The organism is Bradyrhizobium sp. (assembly GCF_035652035.1).
Classification (GTDB): domain Bacteria; phylum Pseudomonadota; class Alphaproteobacteria; order Rhizobiales; family Xanthobacteraceae; genus Bradyrhizobium.
Map to the genome: position 1 here is coordinate 169,626 of NZ_DASREO010000085.1, position 26,412 is coordinate 196,037.

At 61.9% G+C, this 26,412-nt stretch carries 18 protein-coding genes; 4 read left to right on the forward strand and 14 right to left on the reverse strand.

The window, feature by feature from the left end; translation table 11 throughout:
* Nucleotides 1–8: 8 nt before the first annotated feature.
* Nucleotides 9–1,157 (forward strand): adenosyl-hopene transferase HpnH, encoded by a 1,149-nt coding sequence (gene hpnH, locus VFB05_RS23205; RefSeq protein ID WP_325016600.1) that lies wholly within the window; start codon nt 9–11, stop codon nt 1,155–1,157.
* Here hpnH and VFB05_RS23210 read toward each other — a convergent pair.
* From VFB05_RS23210 to VFB05_RS23235, 6 genes are all read right to left on the reverse strand, one after another.
* Nucleotides 1,098–1,829, reverse strand: a complete 732-nt coding sequence (locus VFB05_RS23210; protein WP_414643271.1) for a phosphorylase — start codon at nt 1,827–1,829, stop codon at nt 1,098–1,100. The two genes, hpnH and VFB05_RS23210, sit on opposite strands and share 60 nt — an antisense overlap.
* Complete coding sequence (gene shc / locus VFB05_RS23215) at nt 1,826–3,796, reverse strand: squalene--hopene cyclase (protein ID WP_325016653.1); 1,971 nt, start codon at nt 3,794–3,796, stop codon at nt 1,826–1,828. The genes VFB05_RS23210 and shc overlap by 4 nt, the downstream gene beginning before the upstream one ends.
* Nucleotides 3,797–4,010: 214 nt before the next feature.
* Complete coding sequence (gene hpnE, locus VFB05_RS23220) at nt 4,011–5,258, reverse strand: hydroxysqualene dehydroxylase HpnE (RefSeq protein WP_325016604.1); 1,248 nt, start codon at nt 5,256–5,258, stop codon at nt 4,011–4,013.
* A 28-nt stretch (nt 5,259–5,286) separates the two neighbouring features.
* Nucleotides 5,287–6,126, reverse strand: a complete 840-nt coding sequence (hpnD, locus tag VFB05_RS23225; protein ID WP_325016606.1) for a presqualene diphosphate synthase HpnD — start codon at nt 6,124–6,126, stop codon at nt 5,287–5,289.
* Nucleotides 6,123–7,001: a squalene synthase HpnC gene (gene hpnC / locus VFB05_RS23230; RefSeq protein WP_325016609.1), complete on the reverse strand. Its 879-nt coding sequence runs from the start codon at nt 6,999–7,001 to the stop codon at nt 6,123–6,125. Before hpnC ends, hpnD begins: the two co-directional genes overlap by 4 nt.
* A gap of 185 nt (nt 7,002–7,186) precedes the next feature.
* Complete coding sequence (locus VFB05_RS23235; RefSeq protein WP_325016611.1) at nt 7,187–7,420, reverse strand: hypothetical protein; 234 nt, start codon at nt 7,418–7,420, stop codon at nt 7,187–7,189.
* A 433-nt stretch (nt 7,421–7,853) separates the two neighbouring features.
* On the opposite strand from VFB05_RS23235, the gene VFB05_RS23240 reads away from it, so the two are divergent.
* Nucleotides 7,854–8,354: a hypothetical protein gene (locus tag VFB05_RS23240; RefSeq protein WP_325016655.1), complete on the forward strand. Its 501-nt coding sequence runs from the start codon at nt 7,854–7,856 to the stop codon at nt 8,352–8,354.
* A gap of 108 nt (nt 8,355–8,462) precedes the next feature.
* On the opposite strand, the gene VFB05_RS23245 is transcribed toward VFB05_RS23240, so the two are convergent.
* The 4 genes from VFB05_RS23245 to VFB05_RS23260 all read right to left on the reverse strand — a co-directional run bounded on the left by VFB05_RS23245 (nt 8,463) and on the right by VFB05_RS23260 (nt 14,973).
* Complete coding sequence (locus tag VFB05_RS23245) at nt 8,463–10,841, reverse strand: efflux RND transporter permease subunit (RefSeq protein WP_325016613.1); 2,379 nt, start codon at nt 10,839–10,841, stop codon at nt 8,463–8,465.
* Between the two features lie 211 nt (nt 10,842–11,052).
* A complete protein-coding gene (gene eutC, locus VFB05_RS23250; protein WP_325016615.1) occupies nt 11,053–11,856 on the reverse strand; it encodes an ethanolamine ammonia-lyase subunit EutC in 804 nt (267 codons plus the stop codon).
* A 6-nt stretch (nt 11,857–11,862) separates the two neighbouring features.
* A complete protein-coding gene (locus VFB05_RS23255; RefSeq protein ID WP_325016617.1) occupies nt 11,863–13,446 on the reverse strand; it encodes a B12-binding domain-containing radical SAM protein in 1,584 nt (527 codons plus the stop codon).
* Between the two features lie 144 nt (nt 13,447–13,590).
* Nucleotides 13,591–14,973: an ethanolamine ammonia-lyase subunit EutB gene (locus tag VFB05_RS23260; protein ID WP_325016619.1), complete on the reverse strand. Its 1,383-nt coding sequence runs from the start codon at nt 14,971–14,973 to the stop codon at nt 13,591–13,593.
* 329 nt (nt 14,974–15,302) lie between these two features.
* Here VFB05_RS23260 and VFB05_RS23265 point away from each other — a divergent pair, with 329 nt between their 5' ends.
* On the forward strand, nt 15,303–17,042 hold the full coding sequence (locus VFB05_RS23265) for a methyl-accepting chemotaxis protein (RefSeq protein ID WP_325016621.1): 1,740 nt from the start codon (nt 15,303–15,305) through the stop codon (nt 17,040–17,042).
* Nucleotides 17,043–17,100: 58 nt separating this feature from the next.
* Here VFB05_RS23265 and VFB05_RS23270 read toward each other — a convergent pair whose 3' ends face one another.
* From VFB05_RS23270 to VFB05_RS23285, 4 genes are all read right to left on the reverse strand, one after another.
* The gene (locus VFB05_RS23270) at nt 17,101–17,250 is read right to left on the reverse strand and encodes a hypothetical protein (RefSeq protein WP_325016623.1); all 150 of its coding nucleotides are present in this window, start codon (nt 17,248–17,250) and stop codon (nt 17,101–17,103) included.
* A gap of 152 nt (nt 17,251–17,402) precedes the next feature.
* The gene (locus VFB05_RS23275) at nt 17,403–18,281 is read right to left on the reverse strand and encodes a transglutaminase family protein (RefSeq protein ID WP_325016625.1); all 879 of its coding nucleotides are present in this window, start codon (nt 18,279–18,281) and stop codon (nt 17,403–17,405) included.
* Nucleotides 18,278–20,788, reverse strand: coding sequence for a circularly permuted type 2 ATP-grasp protein (locus VFB05_RS23280; RefSeq protein WP_325016627.1), 2,511 nt, complete (start codon nt 20,786–20,788; stop codon nt 18,278–18,280). The genes VFB05_RS23275 and VFB05_RS23280 overlap by 4 nt, the downstream gene beginning before the upstream one ends.
* Nucleotides 20,789–20,813: 25 nt before the next feature.
* Complete coding sequence (locus VFB05_RS23285; RefSeq protein ID WP_325016629.1) at nt 20,814–24,092, reverse strand: transglutaminase family protein; 3,279 nt, start codon at nt 24,090–24,092, stop codon at nt 20,814–20,816.
* A 702-nt stretch (nt 24,093–24,794) separates the two neighbouring features.
* Between VFB05_RS23285 and VFB05_RS23290 the strand changes: the two genes are divergently transcribed.
* The gene (locus VFB05_RS23290) at nt 24,795–26,201 is read left to right on the forward strand and encodes a hypothetical protein (RefSeq protein ID WP_325016631.1); all 1,407 of its coding nucleotides are present in this window, start codon (nt 24,795–24,797) and stop codon (nt 26,199–26,201) included.
* Nucleotides 26,202–26,412: the final 211 nt, after the last annotated feature.

A 26,412-nucleotide genomic window follows, 5' to 3' on the forward strand; every position in this document is an offset into this window, starting at 1 on the left:
GACAAGTAATGGCAATACCGTTCTTCAAGGAAATTCGCATCGGTGGCTATCTGATGAAGCAGAAGCTGATGGGCCGGAAACGGTACCCGCTCGTGCTGATGCTGGAGCCGCTGTTTCGCTGCAACCTTGCTTGCGTCGGTTGCGGCAAGATCGATTATCCCGATGCGATCCTCAATCGCCGGATGACCCCGCAGGAATGCTGGGATGCGGCCGACGAATGCGGCGCACCGATGGTGGCGATCCCGGGCGGCGAACCGCTGATCCACAAGGATATTGGCGAAATCGTTCGCGGCCTTGTTGCACGCAAGAAGTTCGTCTCGCTCTGCACCAACGCGCTTCTGCTCGAGAAGAAGCTGCACCTGTTCGAGCCCTCGCCCTACCTGTTCTTCTCGGTCCACCTCGACGGCCTCAAGGACCATCACGACAAGGCCGTGTCGCAGGAAGGCGTGTTCGAGCGCGCGGTCTCGGCCATCAAGGCCGCCAAGGCCAAGGGGTTCACCGTCAACGTCAACGCCACCATCTTCGACGGTCATTCGGCAGAGGACATCGCCAAGTTCCTCGACTACACCACCGAACTCGGGGTCGGCGTTTCGATGTCACCCGGCTACGCCTATGAGCGTGCGCCCGACCAGGAACACTTCCTCAACCGCACGAAGACCAAGAACCTGTTCCGCGACGTGTTTGCGCGCGGCAAGGGCAAGAAGTGGAACTTCATGCACTCCAGCCTGTTCCTGGACTTCCTGGCCGGTAACCAGAGCTATGAGTGCACCCCGTGGGGCATGCCGGCCCGCAACATTTTCGGCTGGCAGAAGCCCTGCTACCTGCTCGGCGAAGGCTACGCGAAGAGCTTCAAGGAGCTGATGGACACGACGGACTGGGATACTTACGGCACCGGCAAGTACGAGAAGTGCGCCGACTGTATGGCCCATTGCGGCTATGAGCCGACGGCGGCGACCGATGCGTTCAAGAACCCGCTGAAGGCGCTCAAGGTCGCGATCAGCGGCGTCCGCACGTCGGGCCCGATGGCGCCGGAAATCGACATGAGCAAGCAGCGCCCGGCGCAGTACATCTTCTCTGAGCAGGTCCAGAAGAAGCTGTCAGAGATCCGCCGTGACGAGGCCCTCGCTGCCCAGCAGAAAGCCTCGACAGCCGCGTAAGGAACGCAGCGCGCGGTTGAAATCCAACCCTGTTGCGACCAGATCGCGTAGCGTCCGCGGATTCCGCGCGACGCTGCGCAACACCTTGCGCAGGTCGATATCGCCGTTCGGCTTGATGGCGGCCATTGCGAGCGGCGGCAAGGCCCGGTGAGCGGGGTCGCTGACCACCCGTAGCGCCGCAAACGGCAGCCCGGCATTGGCGGCATATTCGGCAGCGATGTGGCTTTCCATATCGACCGCAGCCGCGCCGGTTTCCAGGTGCAGCGCTTCCTTGAGGTGACGCGCCGCGACCACCTCTTCGGTCCCTGCCAGCCGTCCCCGGACGATGCGCCGGCGACCAAGGCCAAAACCCTCGATCAGATCTTCTTTCAGCGCGAGGTCGGCCAGCCAACGGGTATCGCCCGCCTGCACTTCGGTCGCCACCACGATATCGCCGGACTTCAGGGTCGGATCGAGCCCTCCGGCCACGCCGAAGCTGATCACCCCCCGGATCGTCGTGGGATCGAACACGGTGAGCAGCGCGCGCAATTGCTGCGGATCGCTGGAGCTGCAGATAACAGCCATTCCGGGCCCGGATGCGATCCGGGCCTCCTGCACAAGACCAGTTACGATGAGCACCGGCCGCGGGTCCACCCTGCCCACGGGCGCGCCAAGACTTGCCCCCAATCTCACATCCCGACCCCTACCACCCTGCTGTTGGTCTTTCGCAAATTCCGATACCGCGCCAACGCCCAGAGCGGAAAGAATTTCGAATAACCATGATAGCGCAGATAAAACACCCGAGGAAAGCCCGTTGCCGTATAGCGTTGCTCATCCCAGAGACCTTTTTGGGTCTGTGTGGTCATGAGGTACTCAACGCCGCGAGCAACGGCCGGATTTTCAACCTCGCCCGCCGCCATCAGACCAAGCAAAGCCCATGCCGTTTGCGAGGCCGTCGACGGGCAACCGTCAAATCCCTTCTTGAATTCATTATAGTCGAGTCGGTAGCTGGTCGCATCTTCGCCCCAGCCGCCGTCGGCATTCTGGACCGACGATAGCCAGCCCACGGCCTTCCGCACCATGGGGTCATTATGATCGACCCCCGCGGCATTGAGTGCGCAAAGCACCGACCAAGTGCCATAGATGTAGTTGAGGCCCCAGCGGCCGTACCAGGACCCCTCCGCGAGCTGGGTCCTGCGCAGGTAGGCGATCCCGGCCGCGACCGCCGGGCTCGTCTCGGCGGTCTCCCCGAGCTGGGCCAGCATCGAAATGCAGCGCGCCGTGACGTCTTCGGTCGGGGGGTCGAGCAGCGCGCCGTGGTCCGAAAACGGGATGTTGTTGAGGTAATATTCGAGATTATTGACGTCGAACGCGGCCCACCCGCCGTCCTTGCTCTGCATGCCCTCGATCCACTCCCGGCCGCGGGCGATCGCGGCATCGTAGGCCGGGTTCGGCACCGCGCGCCGGGCACGATCCATCGCCATGACGACGACTGCGGTGTCGTCGAGATCCGGATAGTGGTCATTGTTGTACTGGAAAGCCCAGCCGCCGGGACGGGTGTTCGGCGCCTTGACCGCCCAGTCGCCTTTCACGTCCAAAACCTGCCTCGGCACGAGCCAGTCGAGCCCCTTCCGGGCCGGCGGCAGCGCCTCCTCGCTTTCGGCTTCGAGCAAGGCATGACAGGTCAGCGCGGTGTCCCAGACCGGCGACACACACGGCTGGCAATAGGCTTCTTCCTCGCCGATCACCAGCAGCAGGTCGAGGCCTCGCCGCTGGCTGGCGCGCGGCGGATAATCCGCATCCTTGCCGAGCGCCTCGTACATCATCACGGCGTTTGCCATCGGCGGAAAAATGGCGCCCATCCCGTCCTCGCCGTTCAGCCGCTCCTCCGTGAAGGCGACGGCTGCTTCGATCGCGCGGGCGCGCAGGCGCTTCGGAAATAGCGGCTCGACCACGCGCAGCACGCTGTCGAGCGCGCTGAACAGCATATACCAGCCCCGGCTCTGGTGAGGCGCTCTCGACGTCATGCCGACGGAGCGCGGGTCCTCCAGGAACAATTCGTCGATGCCGACACCCTTGGGGTTTTTCGCGCGCGGCTTCAACGCCGCCAGCACCAGCAGTGGCACCAGCGTGGTGCGGGCCCAATAGGAGGTCTTGTTGAGATGAAACGGAAACCACATCGGCAACAGCATGATCTCGACCGGCAGCACCGGTGTGGCGCGCCAGGTCGTCACACCGAACAGCGCCAGCATGAAGCGCGTGAACACGTTGCTCTTGCTCGCGCCACCGCGCGCAAGAATAGCCTCGCGCGCGCGCGCCATGTGCGGGGCGTCGACGGAATCGCCGATCATCTTCAGCGCGAAGTAGCCCTTGACGCTCGCGCTCATGTCGAAGTCGCCGGCATGGACCAGCGGCCAGCCGCCGTGTGCGCCCTGAATCCGTCTCAGATAGTTGGCGATCTTGGCTTCCAGCGCGGCATCCACGGGTTCAGCGAGATAGTGCCTGAGCAGCACATATTCGGCCGGAATCGTGCAGTCGGCCTCGAGCTCGAACACCCAGTGTCCGTCCGCCTGGCGGTGGCCGAGGAGCGCTTGCGTCGCCGAATAGATGCTCGCCTCGAGGGCGTCTCCAGCCTCAAGCTTTCTTGTTGCCGCCTGCATCTCGTTCGAAATCTCCGTTTTGCCGATCATCGCTGGTGGAATCGGACCACTGGTGCCCATTTTCCGAAGTTCGTGCTCCATCGCAGCACCCACTTTCACGAACGTCGGAAAGTCATGGGCACTAGCAAACTTATTGATTCTAGTACCGCTTTATCGATCTGAAGTCCCTGATCGGATTCGCAGCTTCTGGTGCAGGGACTTCAGATCGGCGGTACTAGCCCGCAGAGAGGGCGAGATCGGCGGCGCGGTCGCCCGACCGGACCGAACCTTCGATGGTCGCCGGCAACCCCGTATCAGTCCAGTCGCCGGCAAGAAACAGGTTTTTAAAGGCCGTCTTGGGACCCGGACGCAAGGCGTTCTGTTCCGGGGTTGCCTCAAATGTGGCACGGCGCTCGCGCACAATCTGCCAGGCCGGCATTTCGGCTGTGATCCCCGAGGCCTGGCAGATATCCCGCCAAATCGCCTGCGCCAGCTCCTCGCGCGGGTTGTCCACCAGCCGGTCGGCGCCGCTGATCGTGATCGACAGCCGCTGAGGGAACGCGAACAGCCATTCCACCAGCCCCCCAACCACCCCCAAAATGGGCGGCTGGCCTTCCGGCGGATCATAGCGAAAATGGGCATTAACGATGGCGCGGAACTTGGTCGGCGCCTTCAGCCCCGGCAGCAGCGAGACCGCGGGCCGCGGCGGCACCGCGAACACGACGACATCCGAAGGCGCAAGCGATATCGTCTCGTCGCCGAAATTCAGCTCGCTGACGCGCTCGCCAACCTTGCCAAATCCGCGCAGTTCACGGCCGAACCGCACGTCGGCACCCCTCTCCTGCAACAACTTGATCGCAGGCTCGACCAGGACCGCACTCAAGCCTTCGCGCGCAATCAGCGGCCGGCAGGCCTGTCCGCCCGCGAGCAGCGTTTCCCGCACGATGGCGCCGGCAAGACCGGCCGATCCCTCCGGCGGATCGACATTGAGCGCCGCCAGCAACAGCGGCTGCACCAGCCGATCGTAAAGCACGCCCTTGCACGGGATGGCGTCGCCAACGAGCTTTGACGGCGACGACCAGACAAGCGGCGCCAGCGCGAGATAATCACTCAGGCTCGTGTCCGGCACGCGTCGCGCCGGATCGAACACCCATGACGGCATGCGGCTGTCGCCGAGATCAAGCCGCCAGCGTTTTCCGCTTTTCAGATCGACGAAAGGAAACTCGGCGCGCTTCGGCCCCACCAGCCCGGCTTCGGTGCCGATCGACCGCGCATAAGCCAGCGCGTGATGATTGCCCGACAGCAGCAGATGATTGCCGTTATCGATGGTGAGGTTGGTTGCGGCGTCGAAATAGGAGCGGCAGCGCCCGCCCGCCTGCTGCATCGCCTCGTAGAGATGCACCTTGAAATTCGCGTTCGCCAGCCTGACGGCGGCCGACAAGCCGGAAATTCCCGCGCCAATGATATGGGCAACTTTTTGCATGTGACGAATGATCGGAAAATCGTGGGAGCTAGAAAAAGCCATAGCGGAACAGGATGGCAAGCTTGGCCATCTTGTTCAGACGAACCGGCGTGCGCGGGTTAGCGAACCCGCGCGCAACAAGCAATTGCAGAATCGTGCCGTAGTACTTCGACATGATCCGCGGCGCTCGCACCGCGCGGCGCGAATTGCGGGCCATGATCTCGTCGGATTTCGCAAAATGGTCTCTCGCCCGATCGACAATGGGCGCGCATACCCTGGGCAGCGCCGGATCGGCCGCGACTTTAAGCGGATCGGTCGAGGTGATCCCCGCCTGCGCCAGGCCTTCCTTCGGCAGGTAAAGCCTTCCGATCGCGGCATCCTCGTCGATGTCACGCAGGATGTTGGTCAGTTGCAGCGCGCGGCCGAGATGATGCGCAAGCTGGATGCCGTCGTCTCTCGGCATGCCGAACACTTTCACCGAGAGCCGCCCGACGGCGCTGGCGACGCGGTCACAATAAAGATCGAGGGTCGCCAGATCAGGCGCGCGGATGTCCTGCGGAACATCCATTTCCATGCCGTCGACGATTGCGAGGAAATCCTCGCGTTCAAGCCCGAATTTCTGCACCGATGCCACGTAGTCGCGCAGCCGCGCCGGCGGACGGCCCTGATAGAGCGCATCGATATCCTGACGCCACTGCTGCAGCGCCTTTAGCCGCTCGCCGCGCGGACCGTCGGAATCCGCGATGTCGTCGACCTGACGGCAAAAGCTGTAGATCTGAAACATCGCCTCCCGCTGTTCGGGCGGAAGCATGCGCATCGCGGCGTAGAATGAACTGCCTGACGCTGTCGTCCCGTAGCTGGGATTGGCTGTCGCCGCTTCCGCCGTCATGCGCCGGCCGCCGATTTCGAAACGCCGCGGCGCCCGGTGAGACGACGAACAGACTCTGCGGCCATGCCGCCGAGGCTGAACGCGAGCAGTTCAAGCGGATTGAGATGCACCCGCTCGGACAAGGGATCGCGCACCTTGAGCAGGCGGACGATCCTGTCTGCGAAGGATTGAATGACTGCGATCTCCAATGCCAGCCGGAAATCCCTGACGTCAGCGACGAGCGTTCTACCTTGGTTGAGCAGGACTTCATTACGCGCGGCCAGCGACTGCAGGCATTTCAGGAGCGCCGGCTGAGCGCGCGCCTCGCCCAACTGCTCGACCGACGCGCCGCTAGCTGCAAGCGCATCGCGCGGCAGGTAGACGCGGTTGAGATCTTTGAAGTCTTTGCCGCAGTCCTGAAGATGATTGTTGATCTGCAGGCCGGCGCAAATGGCGTCCGAAGCAGCCCAGGTCGAGGCGCTTTCGCCATGGACGTCGAGCACGAACCGTCCGACCGGCATCGCCGAATATCGACAATAGTGAATGACTTCGTCCCAGGTCTCGTAGCGAAGCTTGGTGACGTCCATGCGGAAGGCCGTCAGGAGATCGAGTGCGTGACGCGGCGGCATGCCGCGCGCGGCGAGCGCATTGCGCAGATTGACCGCCTCTGCCTGGCTGTCGCCCTTGCCGAGCAGTTCGGCCTCGAGCAGATCAAGCAGCGCAAGCTTTTCATCGCCGCTCAAGGTCGCGTGATCGGCGATATCGTCGGCCGTTCTGACGAAATTGTAGAAGCTGAGGATCAGCGCGCGGTGCCGCGGATGGATGATCCACGACGCGACCGGAAAATTCTCGTCGCGGTGGCCCTTGCCGGATCGCCATTCGCTCGCGTTGGTCATGCTGAAAACTGGCTACGCTGTCTTTGGAGCTTGCATGCGCCGGGGCATCCGGGCGCGCTTTGCGGAACTTCAGCCCCATATAGGCGAATATGTCACCAAAACCAATGCTATCCGCGGGCATGGCCAAGACAAAGCCGCCCCCGGGAACAGGGAGCGGCTTGTTTTCGACGCAGCTGTTAAGGTTGTTATTGGCCGTGGTCGACCAGAACCTTGTCGCAGGCCTTGGTGAGCTTGGGACGATTCTGCTGCAGGCAGTTCAGGACAACCAGATCAGGCTGATCCATGATCGCGCGACAGTACTTCTGCACGTCATGAGCACAGGCCTTCTGCTCCTCCGGCGTTCCGCTGTGTTGATCGGCGAGCGCCGCTCCGGAGACCGATAGCGACAGCAGAGCGGCGACCAAGAAAGATTTACGCATTGTGTTCCTTTATTCTTACGGCAGAGATTTGCAAACCCGAGTAGCACACGGCATCAGCAGGGCAGACTGTCCAGATTGCGAAGGCCGCGACGAGCAGAAGCGCTGGCAAATACGGCCAAATTTGCGGCGACCATCTCCTTAAATTGCGGTCTTCGAAGGCAGATTCAGACGATCACGTAACCGACTGGTATTGCAGCGTATTTTTTGGATTTCAGGCGCTGAGCGATGGTCGCGCCGGTGAGAAGTTGAACAATACCCGAAATTGAGCGAGCTTCGCGAGCAAAAAAAAGCGATTGCTGTGCCGCAATTTGTCTCAGCAGGCTGGCGGCGAGTTCGAATCATCTTTGAACCAATCGCCTTTGCTGAAACACCAAATCACTGGCGCGGCGGACATGCCGTTCGCGGGAATGTCATATTCAAAGGGGATGTCAGCATGAAATTTTCAGGTTCGGGCTTGGTTGGGCAAGCCATCAAGGCAGGTGCTGTTGTCGCCGCGCTGGTTCTATCGACGTCGGCGGGACACGCGCAGGCGAGTCCATTTGCGGGTTTCGACGGCGCATGGTCCGGCAACGGAACAGTTTCGCTGTCGGACGGCTCGAGCGAGCGGTTGCGCTGTAAGGCGGTCTACCAGGTCGATGGCGGCGGGCAAACGTTGAAGCAAACGCTTCGCTGCGCAAGCGACAGCTACAAATTCGATCTCTCCAGCGACGTCACCAACCACGGCGATCATATCACCGGCAATTGGTCGGAAACCAACCGCAACATCTCCGGAAGCCTGCTGGGAACTGCCGGCAACGGCAAGATCGACGTGAAGGTCGAATCCGCCGGCTTTACAGCAAGTCTGACGTTGCGGACCACCGGCAACAAGCAGACCGTTCAGATCAGCTCCCAAGGCGACATCAGGGGCGTGTCGATTACCATGGTGAAGGGCTAAGTACGGTCCGGACCCGGAGGGCCGCGTTAGCGCAAGGTGTGTAGCGGTTTTCCCTCGCGACAAACGCGGAATGCGTTTGCGCGGAGATCATGCTCAACCAAAGCGCCCTCACCCGATGCCGTCTGTTTCCAACGGATTGGTTCCGCGGATCCGCTCCCATAGCGTGATCAGGAACATCGCGGTCGGGCGCAGAATGAAGAGGTCGGCCACTAGCGCCGACACCATCGAAAATGCGCTGAGCCAGCCGAACAGGCGCAGCGACGGCAGAGCCGAAAACACCGTCACCACCAGGCCGCAGGCGAGCACGACTGTGGTCAGGATCAAGGCCGGCCCCATCAGCACTGTCGCCCGCTCGACCGCGACATCGGCCGTCACGCCGGGCTTTCTCTCCTGCCGCAGGCGGTTGAGGAAGTGGATGGTGGCGGAAAGCCCCAGCCCGAATGACACCGTGAGCGCAACGACGCTGGCAAATTGCAGCCCCTCGCCCAGGAGCCAGAGCACCGTGCCTGAGAGCACCACGGGGAAGATTCCGGGAAGGATGCAGGAGAACATCACCACCACCGAGCGGAAGGCGAGCCCGATGAAGATCGCAACAAGCGCGAATTCGACGGTCAGACCCCGGTTCAGCTTTTCGATCATGTTGGCCGAGTTGCGCGCGGCGATCGCAGACAGTCCGGTGACGGCGATCTCGAAACCGGGATGCGCCTTGCGTATCGGGTCGAGCGCGTGATCCAGTTTTTCGACAACCGGGAGGATTTGACTGGAATCGAGGTCCGGCACCCTGCCCGACACCACCACCGCATCCTGATTGGCGTCGATAAAGCGCTGCACCAGATATTTGGGAATGACGTCGACATACTCCTTCAAGGTCGCGACGTCGGACTTGCCAGTCTTCTCCGCGAGCCAGCGCCGCAACGTCTCCAGCGACCAGACGTTACCGACGCCTGCCTGCTTCTCGACCGCCGAGTGAACGTCTGCGATGGTCTGCAACGTTTGCGGATCATAGAGCGAGGCGCCCTTCGGGAATTCGATCAGCACATCGATCGCGTTCGCACCGGTCAATTTTTTATCGAGCAGCCCACTGGCGGCGACCGCCTGCTGCTTGTCCGGCACCTGGTCGGCGAGACGATAGCGCGGCTCGAGATTGGCGTAGATGACGGCAAGGCCGCCGACGAAGAGCACGGCAATCAGGCTGAAAAGACCGGGACGGCTGACCATCCGCACCGCGATCCAGTAACAGAAATTCCGCAGCATCTGCACGCCGGCGTCGGCGCTCCGGAATTTCACCGCGAAGATCTGCTCATTGCGCACAAGCAACACGCCGAACACGGGCACCAACGACAGCACCGCGACGAGCGCGATGATCGTCGCGGCGAGCCCCGCCTCGCCGAATTTGCGGATCAGATCCGAGTTCGAGAACTGCAGGGCAATAAAGGAGATTCCGGCGGTGCCATGCGTCAGCACGCATGCGGGTCCAACGACCAGCACGGCGTTGCGGAACGCGGTGAACTTGTCCTGCCCTGCGATCAGGCGGTCGCGCGCGGCAAAGGTCAGCTGCATCGAGTCCGAGAAGCTGATCACCATGATGAGCGGCGTCATCACGTTGAGGAACATGTTGAGGCTGAAATTGGCCCAGCCGAGACCGCCGAGCGCAAGCAGGATCGCGATGATCGGCGGAAACGCTGCGACCACCATGAACGATATCTTGCGGAAAAAGATGATGGCGATGATGCAGCCGGCAACAATGCCGAGAATGTTGTAGGTTAAGCCGTCGCGCTCGACCGCGTTGCGGATTTCAAGCTGCATCACCGGCACGCCGGATAATTCGACGGTGAGGCCAGTGTCTCCGAGATCCTCCTTCATCAGCTTTCGGATTTCGCCGATCGTCTTGCTGAGATTGTTGCTGGCGACGACATCAGGCTCGAGCGACAGCACAATCAGCGCCAGCGTACCGTCTTCCGACAACAATTTGCCGCGGATCAGTTCGTTCGATTTCACCGTCTCGATGAACTTGTCGTAGTCGGCGCCTTCCGGCAATTGCGCCGGGAACAATGCCGCGGGGAATTTGCCCGGCGCCGGCGCTTGACGCGCCGAGAACAGCGAAATCAGCCCGCGGGTCCCATCGACAAGCTGCATATCGGTGACGAAGTCACGCAGCTTTATCAAGTTGTCGCGCGCAAGCAGATTCTTGCCCTCGACCACGACGAGCACGTCGAACTCGGTCGCCGGGAAGCGTTTGATCTCGGATTCGTATTGCCGGTATTCCTTCGATTCGGAGCGGAACAGCTGGCTCAACGAATCGTCGATCTTGATGCGCTCGATTCCGAAAATCGCGCCGATGACGAGCGCCACAAGGATAATGCAGGATACCACCGGAGCCTTGACGGCGATGAGCCCCATCCGCTCCAGCCCAAAGGCGATGCTGGACATCGGCCGCGCTTCGATCTTCTCGACGTGGACCTCGTTGTCGCTGTTCTTTTCGAGCATGCCCTGTCCAATTCTCACATCAGCTCAAATCGCCGCAATCCAAGTGACGAAAACACAGATTGGGCCTGGAAAGCACCGGATCACGGCGAAGCGCCGCGCAATAGCTGTTGAAAATATACAACAATTTTGCAGACGAGGTTTAGCAGGTCCCAAAGGCTGCCCGCAAGCAGCGGACCCGGCCGACGCATGTGAACCGAGCGGGAGTGCGGGACTAATCCTCCACGAAATTGTCACGTTCGCCTGAATAGGCCAGGAAACCGTCACTCGCACGCCCGCCGCTTTCGTCTTTCAGCGCAATCCCCGTCATCTGTCGGGCCCAACCCTCGCGAATCAACCAGCCGATCTTTGCGGCCGCATCCTCGTAGCTGAGCCCGCCGCCGTGAATGTTGGAAACGCAGTTGCGCTTTTCGTCGGTCGTCCCGATGACAGGGTCAAAGGTCAGATAGGCCCCAAGGCTGTCTGCGGCGGAGAGGCCTGGCCGCTCGCCGATCAACGTGACAGTCATCCGCGCGCCCAGAGCGCGGCCAATCTCATCGCCCAACGCCACACGCGCGCCTGTCGCAACGACGGCGTGAGCGATGTCGATCGTCTCTCGCTGCAACGGCGGAAGCAGCTTCCGCAACAGAGCGACGGCATGCGTGTTGACGGCGGTCGGTGAAAGCCCGTCGGCGATGATGATCGCAAGCGCGCCCGCTGTGCCGCCTTGGCTTGCAAGGCGCGCCTTTGAATCCGCGTCGAGCATCCGCCCGAGATCCGGGCGCGCCAGGTAATCCCTGCGGCCGGGCGCCTGGCTCGAAACACGTATCGCCCTGAGGCCAAGATCTGCGAGGCCCTGCACCAGGCCATCGGCGTCGAAGGCCGCGTGAACGGCATCACGGGCGCGTGCATGGTCAAGCGTGAATTCAAGCAATGCCTTTGTGGGCAGGCTCGCACCGGCAAGGCCGAGCGCCACGCGCGCCGGCGTCAGTTCGCGCAGACGCGCAAGCGATGGCAGTTGCGGCACCTCGGTCTTCATGGCGGGTTACTCGGCCGGAACGGAAGCCTCGCGCAACCGCACGGAATAGTTCGACGCGTTCTGCTGCCCAACGGACGCCGCGCGCGCAAACATGATGAGGTGATGTCCGACCGTCATGGCCTCGAGGAAGTGCTCGATCTCGCCGCGCGCAAGGCGCCGCAGCGCGAATTTCCAGAATTCAATTTTGTAGTCGCCGAGGACGCCGACCTTCCAGAAGATGTTTCGCAGCATGATGAGGCCAATCCTGATGTTTGGCCACGTCGATCGTTTCTCCGGCGGGGGCTTGATCCGGTTCGTATAGGTTTGGCGGATTTGAAATTCGTAGCGCTGCAGGAGTCTCGCCGGTTCATAGGCCGCGCCCATACAGCGGCGCCAGGCATTGACGACGTCATCATACGGCATGCGGAAATCGACGTTGGACTCCCGCCCCTCATCCTCGATCAGGCGGTTCTCCTTCGCGAGACGATCCCAGAGCGGCGTCTTCGGCAGCGCCTGAAGCAGGTTGATGGTCAAAAGCGGGATCTGCGATGCCTCGATGAACTGCATCAAGTGCGCTTCGGTCTCCGGCTTGTCGGTATCCAGACCGAGGATGATTCCCGACACCACTTCCATGCCATAGCTGTTGATGGTCCGGATGCCTTCCATGATGGGGACCATCATGTTGTGATCCTTGTGCATCGCTTTCAGTGCCACCGGATCCGGCGTCTCGATGCCGCAGAAAATCGTGGTGAAATAGGCCTCGCGCATCCCGGCCAGGATTTCCGGCCGCTTGGCGATGTTGAGCGTCGCCTCGCAGGAGAGGCGCAGGACGAAACCGGTCTTCTTCTGCCATTCGATCAGATGCGGCAGCAGATCAAGCGCAGCCTTGCGGTTGCCGATGAAATTGTCGTCGACGAAATAGACCGAACCGCGGATACCGTGCTCGAGCAGCTTGTCGAGCTCGGCCGTAATCTGCTCTGGCGTCTTCAGGCGCGGATTGCGGCCATAGAGCCCGGGAATGTCGCAAAATTCGCACTGGTAGGGACAGCCGCTCGAATATTGAATGCTGCCGAGAAAATAGCGCTTGAGATCGGCAAGCTCGTAGGCGGGAAGCGGAAAGCTCGACATGTCGAGACGATCGACTGTCTTCAGCACCACCTGACCTGCCGGGCGCGAGCAATCGCGCGCCAGCCGCGCGATCAATTCGTCGGTTGCATCGCCCAGCTCTCCGACATGCAGATAGTCGAACGAAGGATAGTATTCGGGACAGGCGCTGACCGACGGTCCGCCGATCGCAACCGGCAGATCGAACGCCTGCGCACGACTGCAAATATCGTTCATCTGGCGCCGCTGAATGTGCATGCCGCTGACAAACACGGCTTCCGCCCACTCGAAATCCTCATCCGTGGCAGCGTGGAGATTTTCGTCGATGAACCGGACCGGCCAGTTTTCCGGCATATAGGCCGCGATCAAGAGTAGCCCTTGCGGCGGCATGAAAGCCTGAACGCCGTCGGTCAGCGGATAGGCATGTTCGAACGAACCAAATGACGGCGTATAGCGCGGAAAGACGCACAGGATACGGCGCACCGTGTCAGCGCTTGCAGCTCTCATTACGCCCTCTGCACCTCGACCTTCACATCAGTTAATCACGCCACCCGCAGGCTGGACCATCAATTTTTCAGGATTGTGGCGGGGACCTAACCCCGCAATGACCGGAGAGTTGCAACGCCGGTGGACTTAGGTCTGAGGCGACAATCAGGCAATCATCTGGCGGACGAAATCGGGCAACAAATCGCCGTGACCGGTCAGGCGGAAGTTTGCATCGGCAAGACCTGCGCGGAACAGCCAGTCATCGAATTCCGGTGCACGCTTCAGCGCGAATATCTCCCGGATATAGAGCGCATCGTGAAACGACGTCGATTGATAGTTCAGCATCACATCGTCGGCCCCCGGTACCCCCATGATGAAATTCACACCGGCTGCCGCAAGCAATGTCAGCAGGTTGTCCATGTCGTCCTGGTCAGCTTCGGCGTGGTTGGTGTAGCAGACGTCCACGCCCAGCGGCAGGCCGAGCAGCTTGCCGCAGAAGTGATCCTCAAGTCCTGCGCGAATGATCTGCTTGCCGTCGTAAAGATATTCCGGGCCGATGAAGCCCACCACGCTGTTGACCAGCAACGGGTCGAACGCGCGCGCAACCGCATAGGCGCGCGCCTCGCATGTCTGCTGATCGACGCCATGATGGGCATTGGCAGAGAGCGCTGATCCCTGCCCGGTTTCGAAATACATCACATTGTTGCCGACCGTTCCGCGCTTCAATGATCGGCCGGCATCGCTCGCTTCCCTCAACAGTGCGAGGTCGACGCCAAAACTCCGGTTGGCCGCCTCGGTGCCGGCGATCGACTGAAACACCAGATCGACCGGCACGCGCTCGGCAATCAGCCGAAGTGTCGTCGTGACATGCGACAGCACGCAAGCCTGCGTTGGAATCTGCAGCCGGCCAATGATCTCGTCGAGCAGATGCAACAGCCTGCCGATAGTGGCGGGATCGTCGCCTGCCGGGTTGATGCCGATACAGGCATCGCCCGCGCCAAGGAGGATGCCGTCCAGGATCGATGCGGTAATGCCCTTGGCATCGTCGAAGGGATGATTGGGCTGCAGCCGCACGCTCATTCGCCCGCAAAGGCCGATCGTGTCGCGAAAGGCGGTCACGACTTCGCATTTTTTGGCCGCCAGAATCAGATCCTGATTTCGCATCAGCTTTGAGACCGCCGCCGCCATTTCCGGCGTAATCCCGCGGGTGATTGTCTTGAGAATGTCCGGACTGGCCTTGGCCGAAAGCAACCAGTCGCGAAACGATCCGACCGTGAGCGAGGCGATGGGTGCAAAGGCCGCCTGGTCGTGGCTATCCATGATCAGGCGGGTCACCTCACAAGCCTCGTAAGGAATGACCGTCTCGTTCAGGAATTGTTTGAGCGGCACATCCGCGAGTGCAATCCGCGCGGCGACCATCTCCTCGGCGCTTTCGGCTGCGATACCCGCGAGGCAATCGCCGGAGCGCGGAGGGCTTGCCTTGGCCAGGAGATCGCGAAGGTCGTTGAAGACGTAGGCGGTGTGACCAATGACGTGCCGATAGGTCATATTCGCTCCGGACCGGTCAGCGCTGCCCGTCAAAATCTGGCATCCAACCTACCATTTTGCAGTGCATCACGCGACCAATCCAGCTCCTTCACAGCCCGACCAATTTCAGAGTTCGGCTCCGCCCGTTCGGCGGAATAATCAATTGAAATAATTACATCTTTTTAGACGTTCAGTTGGCATCCAATATACCGACTGTCGGTCGAGACGGTGCCCTGTTGCCTAAAACAGCGTCAAATTTACATTTTCTAGAGGAAGATTTCACATAGTTTCCATGTTGGCCGTCACATTTTTGACCGGCCTCCTGCGTGGGGCTGGGGATGCCTGACATAATGAAATCTGTTGCACCGGCCGGCACCAAAAAGGCCTCGAGCTTTTCGCTCGCCTTCAAACTTTATTCGATCTTTGCCCTGTTTGCGCTTCTGACAGCGGCCATCACGGCCCTCTCCGATTACAACACGCGGCGCGGTGCCGAACTGATCGAGTCGATCGAGACTGCAAGCCAGGCGGCGCTCAACGTGGAGCGCGTCAACTCGCTGGTCTACGCCGTGGTCATGGAATCCCGCGGCATCTACATGTCAACCGACCTGCCGGTCGTGAAAAAATACGGCGACGGGCTGCGCAAGTTCAGCGACCAGCTGGTTGAGGTCGTCAAGAACTGGGAATCCATTGTCCGCGACGACGACCGCGAGCAGTTTGCCAGCTTCAAGAAGCGGATCGATACGTTCGTTGAATTCCGCAAGGAGCTGGTGCGCCGCGCGATCGAAGTCAGCCACGAGGCGGGCCGCGAATGGGGCGACAACGACGCCAACCGAAGCGTGCGTACGGCGCTCAACAAGGATCTGGAAGCTCTCTCCAAAGTCTACGCCGAGCGCAGCAGGAAGATCGCTCAGCGGACCGAGATCAACCAGCAACTCGCGTTCCTTCTGACCTGCCTTGGCGTGCTGGAGCTCGCGCTGGTCGCGGTCGGCGTCTTCATCATCGCGCGCTCGGTCGCAAGACCGCTGTCAGTGATCACCAGCACGATCAAGCAGGTCGCTGAAGGCGCCGAAGGCGTCGAGGTTCCGCACATCGATCGCCAGGATGAAATCGGCGCGCTGGCTCGCGCGATCCAGATCTTTCAGGAAGCGATGGATCGCAACCGCAAGCTCAATTCGCAGGTGCTGCTGGACTCCAAGGCGCGCGACGAGCGGGCCCGGCAAATCGAAACCTCGGTAGAATCTTTCCGCGGCGCGATCGGCAGCGTGGTCGGCGCGGTGAACGACAATGCCACCGCGATGCGCAATACCGCGCAGTCGATTTCCAGCGTGGCATCCGACGCCAGCGGGCGGGCAAGCGCCGCGGCGCACGCGACCGAGCAAGCCTCCAGCAACGTTTTTGCGGTTGCCGGCGCCGCCGAGCAATTGTCGGCCTCGATCGAGGAAATCGGCCGGCAAGTCCGCCAATCGGCGGAGGTGGTCGAACAGGCCGGCCAGCGTACCGAAAAATCGGTCGCCGAAATTGAAAGCCTCGCCGCGGCGACCCAGCGCATCGACGGCGTGCTCAACCTCATTCAGGCCATCGCCGAGCAGACCAACCTGCTGGCGCTGAATGCGACGATCGAAGCTGCCCGCGCCGGCGAAGCCGGTCGCGGCTTTGCGGTTGTTGCCCACGAAGTCAAGGCGCTGGCCGGCCAGACAGCGAAGGCGACTTCCGAAATCGGCCAGAACATCAGCATGATCCAGGTCTCGACGCGCAATGCGGTCGAAGCTGTGCGCGAGATCGGCACCGCGGTGCGCGAGATCAACGAGGTCACGAGCAATATCGCCGGCGCCGTTGGGCAGCAGGATGCGGCCACGCGCGAAATCTCGCAAAATGCGCAGCTCGCGGCTGACGGCAACTCGACACTGGTCGCCAATATCGGGTCGCTCAACGACGCGATCGAGAACACCAATAAGGGCGCCTCGTCGGTGCTCTCCGCGTCAGGCGACCTCGCCTCGACCGCGGAGTTGCTGTCACGCGAAGTCGAAAAGTTCTTCCAGAACCTGCGCGCCGCGAGCGAGGGCACGGCGCGAACCGGGACCGGCAGCTAAACGAACGGCGGCGGCGGCCGGCGAACCGGCCACGCTGAACGTCGCGAGCGCGAAGCTCTCAGCAGCAGGGATACAGGATCTGCAAGCCACCGACGACGACCAACGCCATCGACATGGCGAGCCCGCTGGCGCTGAACAAGGCGATTTGATTGAAAAATCCGGTGCCCTTGGAAGAGAAGCGGCCGGTAGCGATCGAGATATTTGACATAACTGCCCCCTGAGATTGTGCCTGATTTCTGGGCAAATCTTGGAGCATAGAATTGAGCAGAGTCTTACCGAGAACGGGAACTGTGCCAAATAGTAAAGACCCGGTTAACAAATCCGCGCAGTGATCCGGATTTTGAAGGTCAACGCGGCGGATTACTCGACCAGGATCACGTCCACCGCCACGTTGAGCTTCTGCCTGCGCGAACCCACGATGACGCCGTCGACCGGCGATACGTCGGAAAAGTCACGCCCGACCGCCAGAACGATGTGATCGTTCTCGATGAGAATATCGTTGGTCGGATCGAAGCCGATCCAGCCGAGAGCCTCGCCGCACCACACCGACACCCAGGCATGCGTGGCGTCGGCGCCTTGCAGGCGTTCCTTGCCGGGCGGCGGAATGGTCCGCAAGTAGCCGCTGACATAGGCCGCCGGCAGGCCAAGGCCGCGGAGACCTGCGATCATGACATGGGCAAAATCCTGACAAACGCCGTGACGCTTTTCGAACACCTCGTTGAGCGGCGTCGAGATGACGGTCGCCTTCGGATCGTATTTGAAATCGGTCCGGATCCGGCGCATCAGATCGGCCGCGCTGGCCAGGATGCCGCCGCCTGGCGGAAAGCTCGCCGACGCATAGGCCGTGACCGGTTGTTGCACCGGCACCAGCGGGCTCGCGAAGACGTATCCGATCGGAGACGCCGGACCGAGGCTCTTGGCTTCGATAGCGACGTCGCGGACGCTTTCCCAGGGACGGCTTTGCGCTGCGCGATCCGGCGCGCTGCGCGACACCGATACGCGCGACCTTGAATCGATCCGCAGAGTGCGGTGCGCCGTCTCGATCAGGATGTTTTCGATCCGCGTTCCGAAAAAGTCCTGCCGCGCCGTGCGATCTGCGGGACGCGGCCTGATATCGACGGTGTGCGAGATCAGCTCCTGACCATCGCCGCTTCTCGGTTGCAGCCGCAGCGCGCAGCGGGCGAAGTTGACCGGGCTCTCGTAAGCATAAGTCGTGACGTGACGGACGTCGTAGATCACGCAAGACCCGTCAGTTTTTCGGGCCTGGTCGCGTGCGGCCCGTGCGGGAAATAATGCAGCCCGATCGCGTCGGCGAGATTGAGCAGGTCCTGTTCAAGCGAAAACAGCGTTTGCGTGTGCAGGCTCGAGGCCTCGGCTGTCGTCAGGGTTGCCTGCGCCGCGACAGCGAGGCGTTGCGGCCGCTCGATCAAGCCGTTTTCCTTCAGCACCGGCAGATTGGCGATGTGATCATTCAGCGCAGCGACCTGGAACGCCACCGATCGCGGATTATAGGGATCCAGCACCACGAGATCGCGCACCGGCGCGAGCAGCGGCCCGACCAGATAGCGCGAGCGATAGGTGATCTGGCAATCCACCAGCGTCAGAAGAACGTCGAGGTCTTCGCCGGTCGCCTCGTCATAGGCGAACTGGCGGGCGAAACGCACCGTATTGATGGCGCGCTCGGCGCGGCGGCCCATTTCGAGGAAACGCCAGCCGGCGGCGCGGTTCATGTTTTCCTGGGCGAGGCCGGCGAAGCTTGCCAGCTCCTGCAAGGTCAGTTCGGCGGCCCCAATGACGGCGTCATCGTCCTCGACTTCCAAGGCCAGTCGCTCCGCCATTTCGGTGATGACCTGCCAGGCATCGGGCGAAAGGCGCTCGCGCAGCGTTGTTGCCGTGCGCTGAGCCGAGCGCACCAGCGACAGCGCCGAACCGAAACGTTCTTCACTTTGCAGCGCCTCGGCGACCACCTTGGCCGGCTGCGTCCGCGCGGTTTGCGAGATCGCGCCCCAGGCCAAGAGCAGCCGCTGGGTGCGCTCCACCGCATGCAGCACGGTCGACGATCCCTTGACCGGGTCGCGCGGCGAGGTGGCAAGCGCCCGGATCAGCCGCAACGTGGCTTCGGCCCGTTCGAGGTAGCGGCCGAGCCAGAACAGATTGTCGGCAGCGCGGCTCGGCACCCAGCCCGCGATGCGCCTGATCCGAACGTTATCGCCCGCCGGCAACAGCGTCGTCGCCGGCACGGCCTTGTCGGAAATCACCCAGACGTCCGCGGCGCGGGCACCATCGCCCATCGAGACGGCGCGGGCGTCGGATTGTTCGGCAATCCGGCAGAAACCGCCCGGCATGATCGTCCAGCCTTGCGCGGTCGCGGCGGCAAAAATCCTCAAGACGAATGGCCGCGGCGCGATCCGGCCCTGATCCCATACCGGCATGGTCGAGAGACGCACCAGCTCCTGGCCGACAAAATCCATGCCGCGATCGCGGATGGCCGACTTCAGCTTTTCACGGTCGGCAGCCGACAGTTCGCCGGCGAGCACCGGGCTTTGTCCTGGAAAGCCCGGCACGTCGCGGCGATAGGCGCCCTCGATCGCGACCTCGTCGAGCCGCGACAGCACTTCCTCGCGCGCGGACGTCTGTCCGCACCACCAGGTCGCGATATGCGGCATCTTCAAGTCTTCGCCGAGCAAACGCCGGCAAAGGCTTGGCAGGAAACCCAATAAAGCGCGCGCTTCCATTACGCCGGAGCCCGGCATGTTGGCGACGACGACGCCGCCTCTGCGAACTACGTCGATCAGGCCGGGCACGCCGAGCTGCGAGGAGGCATTGAGTTCGAGCGGATCGAGAAAATTGGAATCGACCCGGCGCAGCAGCACGTCGAGCCGCTTCAGACCGGCGACGGTGCGAATGTGAACACGATCACCGCTGACCGCGAGATCGTCGCCCTCCACCAGCAGGAAGCCGAGATAACGCGCGAGCGTCGCATGCTCGAAATAGGTCTCGTTGAACTGGCCCGGCGTCAGAAGCCCGATCCGCGGCTCGTCGCGGTCGGCACCGGAACGAAGGGAGTCGCGAAAAGCCTCGAAGAAGGGCGCGACGCGCTCGACATTCATCGACTTGTAGAGGCTCGCGAAGGCGCGCGACAGCACCAGACGATTTTCCAGCGCATAGCCTGCGCCCGATGGCGCCTGCGTCCGGTCGCTGAGCACCCACCAGCGTCCGTCCGGCCCGCGGCCGACATCGGCCGCATAGAGGCTGAGATAGCGTCCGCCGGGCGGTTTGATGCCGCAGACCTGGCGCAGGAATTCGGGGCTACCGGCGATGGCCGCCGCCGGGATCGCGCCGTCGGCGACCAGGTGCCCCTCGCCATAGAGATCGCGCAGCACCAGTTCGAGCAATTGCGCCCGCTGCACGATGCCGGCCGTCAGTTGCCGCCATTCGGCGTCATCGATCAGAAGCGGCAGGTGGCTCAACGGCCACATCTTGTCCGCCGTCTCGCCGGGCGGACGGTAGCTGACGCCCGCTTCACGCAGATGCCGGTCGGCGGTGCCGAAACGCCGTTCGATCTCGGCCGGCGTCAGCGCCGCGAAAGCTTCAAAGAAGCGCGTCCAGACTGCCCGGGGAGTGCCGTCCTGCGCGATATATTCATCGGGAATTCCGGAAAGCGGGACGTAGTCGCGCATCCACTGCGCCACCCGGCGGCTACCCGGTCGGGCCTTGCTGCCTTGTCCGTTTCCCTGCTCGGCCATTCCTGATTCTCTGCCCCGTCTATCTTCAATGCAGGACTGGCGTCCTCAAGTCGAGGGTCAAGGGAAACTCAATTGTCCGTTCTTCGGGAGGCGGATCGACCTTGCCGGGCGTATGGCCATGATCCTGAAAGCGCGCCAGCCGCCGGGCTTCGGCCTCATAGGAATTGACCGGCTTGGTGTCGTAGTTTCGGCCGCCGGGATGGACGACATGATAGACGCAGCCGCCGAGAGAGCGGCCGTTCCAGCTGTCGATCAAATCAAACGTCAGCGGCGCGTGGACGGGGATGGTCGGATGCAGCCCCGATGCCGGCTGCCACGCCTTGAAGCGGACGGCCGCGACCGCTTCGCCCGAGCGGCCGGTCGGCGTCATCGGCATCCGCCGGCCGTTGCAGGTGACGACATGACGCCCGTCGACAAAGCCCTCGGCCTTCATCTGCAACCGCTCGACCGAAGAATCGACATACCGCACGGTGCCGCCGGAAACACCCTCCTCACCGAGCACGTGCCATGGCTCGAGCGCTTGACGCAATTCAAGCGAAACGCCGCCGTGATGGACGCGCCCGAACAGCGGAAAACGGAATTCGAGCTGGGCGGCGTACCATTCCGGTGAGAAGTCGTAGCCGGATTGTTTGAGCTCGCCGAGCACATCCAGAAAATCTTCCCAGAGGAAATGCGGCAGCATGAAGCGGTCGTGCAGCGTCGTGCCCCAGCGCACGAACTTTCCGTCCTGCGGCTCGCGCCAGAGCTTTGCGATCAAAGCGCGGATCAAAAGTTGCTGGGCGAGCGACATCCGCGGATCAGGCGGCATTTCGAGCGCGCGAAACTCGACGAGACCAAGACGCCCGGTGGAGCTATCCGGCGAATAGAGCTTGTCGATGCAAATCTCGGCGCGATGGGTGTTGCCGGTGATGTCAACGAGGATGTGCCGGAACAGCCGATCGACCAGCCACAGCGGGATTTCGCCGCCGGGCGGCGGCACCTTGGCGAGTGCGATCTCGAGTTCATAGAGGCCATCATGCCGGGCCTCGTCGATGCGCGGCGCCTGGCTGGTCGGACCGATGAACATTCCGGAGAACAGGTAGGACAGCGATGGATGGCGCTGCCAATAGAGAACGAGACTCTTCAAAAGATCAGGCCGGCGCAGGAAGGGCGAGTCTTGCGGCGTGCTGCCGCCGACCACCACGTGGTTGCCGCCGCCCGTTCCCGTGTGGCGGCCGTCGAGCAGAAACTTGTTGGCGCCGAGCCTGAGCTTGGCCGCGTCTTCGTAAAGCCCAAGCGTGATATCGACCGCGGAGCGCCAGTTCGTGGAGGGCTGGATGTTCACCTCGATGACGCCGGGATCGGGCGTCACCTTGATGACCTCGACACGCGGATCGAACGGGGGCGCGTAACCCTCGACATGCACCTTGACCTTAAGTTCCTCGGCGGTGGCTTCCACCGCCGCGATCAGTTCGAGATAATCGTCCAGCTTCTCGACCGGCGGCATGAAGGCACACAGCACACCGTCACGGATTTCGATCGACATCGCGGTGCGAACGCCACCGCTGGTGCGGTCGAGCTGCTGCTCATGCACTTCCTGATGCGGCGCGCTTGCGGCCGCCGCACTGTCAAACACCGGCAACGGTCCCCGCGGCTCCAGCGGATCCTGCTCGACGATGTAGGGGTATTCGCTCGCGGGGATGTGCGGCAGTGACGGGATCGGCAGCCGCAGTCCCAGCGGGGAATCTCCGGGGCTCAGGAACATCTTGTTCCGCCGCAACTGCCAGCGCTCGCTCCGCCACTTGCCGGCGTCGGCGTTCCAGCGCTGGATCGGCAGCACGAAGCCGCGCGGCTGGTCCAAACCCTGATCGAACACCCGCGCCATCCGCGCGCGTTCTTCGGGGTCTGACAGCTTGGAGTCGCTGGGGTCGACATTCGCCGGTAGCGCGGCCTCCTTCTGGAGCCAATGAGCGGGGTCTTCGAACGCCGGCATGACGAATTCGGACTCCACGCCGAGGCGTTCAGCGGTCTTCTCCGCGAGGTCTTGGGCCTGTGCGATCGTTGCCTGATGAGGTCCCTCGATGTCAGCGATCAGATTGGCGTTTTTCCAGATCGGGATTCCATCCTTGCGCCAGTAGAGGCCGAACGCCCAGCGCGGCAGGCTTTCGCCGGGATACCATTTGCCCTGCCCGTAATGCAGCAGGCCGCCGGGCGCGAAGCGCGCTCGTAACTTGCGGATGAGTTCGTCGGCAAAGCGGCGCTTGGTCGGCCCGACGGCAGCGATGTTCCATTCAGCCGATTCCATATCGTCGACCGACACGAAAGTCGGCTCACCGCCCATGGTCAGTCGCACGTCGCCGGCGGCAAGATCGGCATCGACCTTTTCGCCGAGCGCATCGAGCCGCGCCCAGGATTCATCGGAGAACGGCCGGGTGATCCGCGGCGCCTCGCGGATGCGCTTGACGCTCATCTCGAAGCCGAATTCGACATGGGCGGGACCGACCGCGCCGCTGATCGGCGCCGCTGTCCGATAATGCGGCGTAGCAGCGACCGGAATATGCCCCTCACCGGTCAGCATGCCCGAGGTGACGTCGAAGCCGATCCAGCCCGCGCCGGGCAAATAGACCTCGGCCCAGGCGTGCAGATCGGTAAAGTCGTTTTCGACCTCGCGCGATCCCTCGACCGGATCGATATCGGGACGGAGCTGGATCAGGTAACCCGAGACGAAACGTGCCGCGAGGCCGAGATGGCGCAAGGTCTGGATCAGCAGCCAGGCGGAGTCGCGGCAGGAGCCGGCGCTGGAGCCAAGCGTTTCTTCCGGCGTCTGAACCCCCGCCTCCATCCTGATGACGTAGTGAATCTTTTTCGCAAGCTCGGCATTGAGATCGACGAGAAAGCTGACGGTGCTCGCGGCCTCGCGCTTGATGCCCGCAAGGTAGGCGGCAAACAGCGGCCCCGGCTCCGATGTTGCGAGGTAAGGCGCCAGTTCGGTCTTGAGGTCTTTGGTATATTCGAACGGAAAGCTGTCGGCATAAGGCTCGACGAAGAAATCAAACGGGTTGATCACGGTCATCTGCGCCGTGAAATCAACTTCGATCTTCAACTCACTGGCTTTCTCGGGAAAGACAAAACGGGCAAGCCAGTTGCCCTGCGGGTCCTGCTGCCAGTTCACGAAATGGTTCGCGGGCGTCACCTTGAGCGAATAGCTCAGGATCGGGGTGCGCGTATGCGGCGCCGGACGCAGGCGGATGGTCTGGGGCCCGAGGTCGGTCGGGCGGTCGTAGGTGTAATGCGTGACGTGATGCAGTGCGACGAAGATCGACACGAGAGGTGTGCTCCAGCAGCTTTTTTAAGCAGAACACCGGTCCCGGCGTCGATCAAGCACTAACAAGGGGCACGGGTGCCCATGGTCACGGCGATTCCAGCAAAGCTTCAGCTTCCTCGTCATGCCCGGCCATAGCCGTTCGAAGAACGGCGTCGCTTCCGCTCGCCTATGTGCCGGGCATCCACGTCTTCCCTTTTCACGGTTGCAAAGACGTGGATGGCCGGGCCAAGCCCGGCCATGACGGAAATTGCCATCAACCGCCCCTCATCTACAGACACAGCTTCGCCCCCTCGCCGCTTGTCTCGCGCGAGTTTTGCTCAAACGTCCAACCCTCCGAGATCAGAGGGCGCAGGGAATGCCGGGTGCCAGGCGCACCCGCAGCCTCGTATGCGAAAGTCAAAAGCATACGAGTTAGTCACCACAGGTCAGCCAAACGATCCGGCATTCCCTGCGCAATGGGCTTACGGTTTCCTTCGTGCTCTCTCTGGTGATCGGGCTTTCTTGTCACCATGGGTGACAACGCTCGCGCGTTGCACCGGATGCCAGCGTCGAGGCATCAAGACCACACGACTTCGCCGTCCGCGTTTCGCCACTCGTCAGTTGGCAAAACCACAGCCATCGCATCCCGCGCCCAACGTCCGTGACGATCGCGATACGCCCCTCTTGATCGGGTGCGAGACGGGCGGGGCTTGTAGAGATGATTTGCCCGTCGCGCAAAGCGGAAATATTCGCCGGATGGACTGGACACGGCGGACAAATCACGCGGACCTCATCGGCCTCGGCGAATACTGTAACGCGCCCCATCATTGGCGTTCGCTGGCTGCCGACGTTCACAACCAGGTTTTTACTAAAACTCAACCCATCGGCTTTGCCAGGAAACCCGAAGTCTCGTCTATATTTTGGTCTTCGCGGCCCATTTCCGCACTGCAGATAAGGGTGAACGATGGATGTGAGGATCACGATTTGCCGGACTTGAACTTAGATCCGCTTGACGCCGGACCCTTAACGCTTGCTTCGGTTTACCGCCAAGTTTTTCCCCCGAGCCCAACCGGCCGAGGAGCGCCGCTCGTATCGCCTGACGCGCGCTGCATCGCGTACACGAGTGATTACCCTACCACGTTGCGCGTCGGTCGCCTCGACGCCGAAACACTAGGGACGAGTTACGACGTCGGTCTGGGGCAGTTCGCTTGGGGACCGAACTCGGAGTTCCTCTGGACAGCTATTCAGGACAAGCAATGGCTCCAAACTGGCGACGGGTATTCTCGCCGCTATGCGACATCACCGCTGCAACCTGTTCGGGCCGGCCTGGACGGCCGGGTAGATTTGCTCCCGCCGCTCTCGCATGAGGCTGGTTCGCTCGACGCGCTCATATGGGCGGGAAATGGCGGTCTCGCTGGAGCTGAGTTTGGCACTCGCGGTAACGCCTACCGGCCAACGCATAACGACCCGAACCCAACCTTCGCAATCGTCGATACGGCTCGTGGTCATGTACTCGACACCTTACCATTCGATGAGGCATGGCAAAATCGCCTTACTAATTTGAAGAACAGGGTCGATCAAGCTGACGCAGCGGTCTTACCCGACAGACGGGTCCGCTTGCTGTTCAGAATTGGGCTACAGTGGATAGTCTGGACACAAGGACAAGCGCCGAAAGTGCTGCCCGCGCCTTATGCGCGAGAAACGACAAATTTATCACTTTCACCAGACGGCTCACGCATCCTCATCGGTCGTCATCTGCGCACGAATGGTTGGGTCCATATCCGTGGCCGAGGCACCATACCAGGCGAACCAAACGAGGGCGTCCTCGTCGCCATGTATGACATCGAGACCGGCCAGGAGCTTTGGACAATACGCGCGACCGCCGTCCGCGACTTTCATTTCCCGGTCCCGGCAATCAGCCCCGACGGCCGTATGGCACTCGTCGGATTGATGCCCTTAGAAGAGATACCGGCGATCGGGTTAGTATCGATGCAGGATGGCAGAATTATTCAAAGACTTGCTGCACCGGGTCCATCATACTCGATGGGCTTCGTTCAAGGCGGACGGTCTGTGTGGACTCACTATTTCGGTGTGACCGCACTCTACGAACTGAGAGCAACTGGCGAATAAGGTGGGTAGCGAATGTCAAATCCACTCCACTAGGTCGCAGGAAGAAGTTGCGACCTTGTCGCTGCCGAAGAAGCTTCGTGATATCGTACGCCTGACAAGCGTGGGGGATTGGCGATGGTGTCGACGGAGAACGGAGAAATTTCAGCGGAAGCTATTGAGCGGAAGCTCAGATCAGAAGCGATCCTTCGGGCCGAAGGCGTACCTTTCATTT